At 56.0% G+C, this 3,619-nt stretch carries 3 protein-coding genes and 1 pseudogene; all 4 read left to right on the forward strand.

All coding sequences use genetic code 11. The features are described 5' to 3' along the window. Positions 1-197: 197 nt before the first annotated feature. The 4 genes and pseudogenes from rnpA (at position 198) to jag (ending at position 3,553) form a co-directional block, all read left to right on the forward strand. Positions 198-542 (forward strand): ribonuclease P protein component, encoded by a 345-nt coding sequence (gene rnpA, locus ACZ25G_RS07850; protein ID WP_463682088.1) that lies wholly within the window; start codon positions 198-200, stop codon positions 540-542. Further along, positions 542-745, forward strand: a pseudogene (yidD, locus tag ACZ25G_RS07855) (membrane protein insertion efficiency factor YidD); the annotation flags it as partial. The gene rnpA and the pseudogene yidD, both read left to right, overlap by 1 nt. 786 nt (positions 746-1,531) lie before the next feature. Further along, complete coding sequence (locus tag ACZ25G_RS07860; RefSeq protein ID WP_463682089.1) at positions 1,532-2,653, forward strand: YidC/Oxa1 family membrane protein insertase; 1,122 nt, start codon at positions 1,532-1,534, stop codon at positions 2,651-2,653. Positions 2,654-2,710: 57 nt separating this feature from the next. Next, complete coding sequence (gene jag / locus ACZ25G_RS07865) at positions 2,711-3,553, forward strand: RNA-binding cell elongation regulator Jag/EloR (protein WP_463682090.1); 843 nt, start codon at positions 2,711-2,713, stop codon at positions 3,551-3,553. Positions 3,554-3,619: the final 66 nt, after the last annotated feature.

Consider the following 3,619-nt stretch of genomic DNA (forward strand, 5'->3'; position numbering starts at 1 on the left):
GGGTTTTGTTTGAGACATCGTTCGCGACACCCGCAATTACGTTACGATTGAAACATCAGCGCGGTTTGGCAGCGGGCACTGCCCGCCTGCGGCCCGAGTTTTATTAGTAACACTGTCCGCGACACCCGCATTTCTGTTGCGCACAGCGCCACAGCGCGATATCCCCCAGCGGTAGCTGGCTGGGGGTGGGAGGAAGTATGGAACACACCCAGATGCTCAATGAAAATAGGGATTTCCGGCGGCTGTATGGAAGAGGAAAATCAAGAGCCGGAAATGTGCTGGTTACCTATGCCCTGCGCACAAGGCGGGGCTATAACCGGATTGGCATTACCACCAGCAAGAAAATCGGAAAAGCAGTACAGCGCAACCGGGCCCGCCGGGTCATCAAGGAGGCCTACCGCCTGCTGGAACAGCAGGTGCCCCCTTCCTGGGATATTTGTTTTGTGGCCCGGAGCAAAACCTGCCGGGTCCCCATGGATCTGGTGCAGAAGATGATGCGCCAGCAGCTGGAGGCCATCGGCGCGTTGCAAAAAGAATCATGATCAAAAAGTGCATGTTAGGGCTGATCCGCCTGTATCAAAAGTTTATATCCCCTTTAAAGCCTGCCTGCTGCAGGTTTTATCCTACCTGCTCTTCCTATGCCATGGAGGCGATTTCCCGCTTCGGCGTGGTGAGGGGCGGGCTATTGGCGTTTTATAGGCTGTTGCGCTGTCAGCCCTTTTGCAGAGGCGGCTATGATCCTGTGCCGGATCATTTCACCTTCCGCCGGTCCCTGCCAAAGCAGGACGACGCGCGCCTAGCGGCGAGCAAGACGCGCACTTAGTTTTGTTTGTGACACTGCCGCGTCTCACGCATTTATGTTTTCTGTTGCGCCACAGCGCGACTTGTCAGCGGCGACTCGCCGCCAGCGGCCCTAGCGGGCGGCAAGACGCGCCTTAGGTTTTGTTTGCGACACTGCCGCGTCTCACGCATTTATGTTTTCTGTTGCGCCACAGCGCGACTTGTCAGCGGCGACTCGCCGCCCGCGCTCCTGCGGAGAGCAAGACGCGCACTTGGTTTTGTTTGTGACACTGCCGCGTATCACGCAATCATGTTTCGATTGACACATAAACGCGGACCTGGCGGTCGGCAAGACGCGCACTTGGTTTTGTTTGTGACACTGCCGCGTCTCACGCAATCATGTTGCGATTGATACCACAGCGCGACTCGGCTGCGGGCACTGCCCGCCAGCGCGCCTAGCGGCGGGCGGATTGCGCTTTGAGTTTTGTTTGAGACACTGCCGCGTCTCACGCATTTTTGTTTTCTGTTGCGCCACAGCGCGACTCGGCTGCGGGCACTGCCCGCCAGCGGCCCTAGCGGGCGGCAAGACGCGCCTTAGGTTTTGTTTGCGACACTGCCGCGTCACCCGCGTTTTTGTTGCCAATGGCACTACAGCGCGGTGTCCCCCAGCGGCAGCTGGCCCCACCGGAAGGTGGTGATTTTGAAAATTACCCGGTAGAAGATACACTGCCGGTTTGGAGGATTAAAATCCATGAGTTTGCTCTATACCATCTTTGGAACACCTTTGGGCTATGTCATGTGGGCCTGTTATTCCCTGGTGCAGAATTACGGCATTGCCCTGATTTTCTTTACCCTGCTCGTCAAGCTGCTGCTGCTGCCGTTGGCGGTGAAACAGCAGAAATCCACCGTAAAAATGGCCATGTTCCAGCCAAAGGTGATGGAACTGCAGAAGAAATACGGCAACAACAAGCAGAAATATCAGGAAGAGCTGATGGCCCTGTATGAGAAGGAACATTACAGCCCCACGGCTGGCTGCCTTCCCATGATCATCCAGATCCTGATCCTCTTTGGCTTGATTGACGTTATATACCGGCCCCTGACCCATATCCTTCATCTGTCGGCGGATACCATTACCACCCTGACCAATATTGCCACGGGAACGGGACAAGCACTCAGCTCCTACAGCCCCCAGATCAGTATCCTCAACATCTTCCACGCCAATCCGGAGGCCTTTGCGTCGGTGGGGGCGGAGATCACCGACAAGCTTTCTTCGGTGAGCTTAAACTTCCTGGGGATGAATCTGGGCGATATTCCCACCTGGAGCCTGAATATCCTGATTTTGATCCCCATTTTATCCGGCGTGACGGCGCTGCTGTCCTCCCTGATTGTCACCCGGTTAAACCCCACCATGAACCAGGGCCAGGCCGGCACCGGCGCTATGAAAGGCATGACCTTCATTATGCCTATCTTTTCTCTGATTATTGCCTTCCAGGTACCGGCCGGCGTCGGCATGTACTGGATTTTGTCCAACGTGTTCCAGACCGTTCAGTCCATTGTCCTCAACCGGATCTATAATCCCGCTGAAATGATCGCGGCGGCCAAGGAGAGGGAAGAGGAAGAGCGGGAAAGAAAACGGCAGGAGCGGTTGGAAGCCAGAAAACGGGCGGCGGAAGAGGCTGCAAAATACCACAACGAAAACGCGAAAAAGGGAAAGAATAAGAATATTAAGCCTATGAAAGTGGAGGAGTTCCTCAGCGACGAGGAGCTGACCCAGAAGGAAATCAACCGCCGTAAGCTGGCGGAGGCCCGGCGTCGGGACGCGGAGAAATACGGCGAAGAATATGTGGATGTAACCGACGACGACCTGAAGTGAGAAACTTTGGTTGCCGATCATTTATAGGAAAATCCAGGATAGAGGAGATGTAACAACATGGTACGAGAGATTGAGATGACAGGCCGGACGGTAGAAGAAGCGGTCAATCTCGCATGTGAAAGCCTGGGCGTAGAGCGGGATGCTGTGGAAATTGAAATTATCGATCTTCCGAAAAAGGGATTTTTCGGCTTGAAAAACACCCCCGCAAAGGTCAAGGTCACCTATCGGACATCCAAAGCCCAGCTGGCTGTGGATTATGTTACGGAAGTGCTTCACAACATGGGCCTTGAAAATGTGGAGATCCAGGTCAAAGAAGAAGAGGATAACGCCACCCTGGTTTTGGAAGGGGAGGGCCTGGGCATCATCATCGGACGCCGGGGCGAGACCCTGGACGCGCTCCAGTACCTGGCGGGCCTGGTGGCCAACCGGGGCGAGGGCGGCTATTTCAGAATTACCCTTGACAGCGGCAACTACCGGGAAAAACGGGAAAAAACCCTGGAGCATCTGGCTGTCAAGATCGCCAATACTGCGGTGAGAACCGGCCGCAGCACCACCTTGGAGCCTATGAACCCCTATGAGCGGCGGATCATCCATTCCGCTGTGCAGCAGGTAGAAGGCGCTACCTCCTCCTCTATTGGAGAGGAGCCAAACCGCCGGGTGGTCATCAGCTCCAAGAACCCCCGTCCGGCCCGATACGGCAACCGCGACCGGGGATCCAGAGGGGATCGGAATCGGGGCGGATACAACAAGCGCCCCTATAAAGAGGGCCGCGGCTCCCGTCGGGACAACCGTCCTCCCAAGGAGGACAACGCTCCTTCTGAGCCGGCTAAGATCCGGTCCACCCCGCCCACCGAGGCGGAGGGAGCACCCCTGTTCGGCAAGATCAACCTGGACGACTGATCCGCGCCAAGGGGCATCAACTTGGCACCAAGGGGTTTCTTTCACAGAAACCCCTTTTTCTTTCGC

The sequence above is a fragment of the Zongyangia sp. genome, from assembly GCF_965361945.1.

Bases quoted from the DNA above. Each gene is read 5' to 3' on its own strand.
- rnpA (WP_463682088.1), top strand. From the start codon at position 198: ATGGAACACACCCAGATGCTCAATGAAAATAGGGATTTCCGGCGGCTG.
- jag (WP_463682090.1), top strand. From the start codon at position 2,711: ATGGTACGAGAGATTGAGATGACAGGCCGGACGGTAGAAGAAGCGGTC.
- ACZ25G_RS07860 (WP_463682089.1), top strand. From the start codon at position 1,532: ATGAGTTTGCTCTATACCATCTTTGGAACACCTTTGGGCTATGTCATG.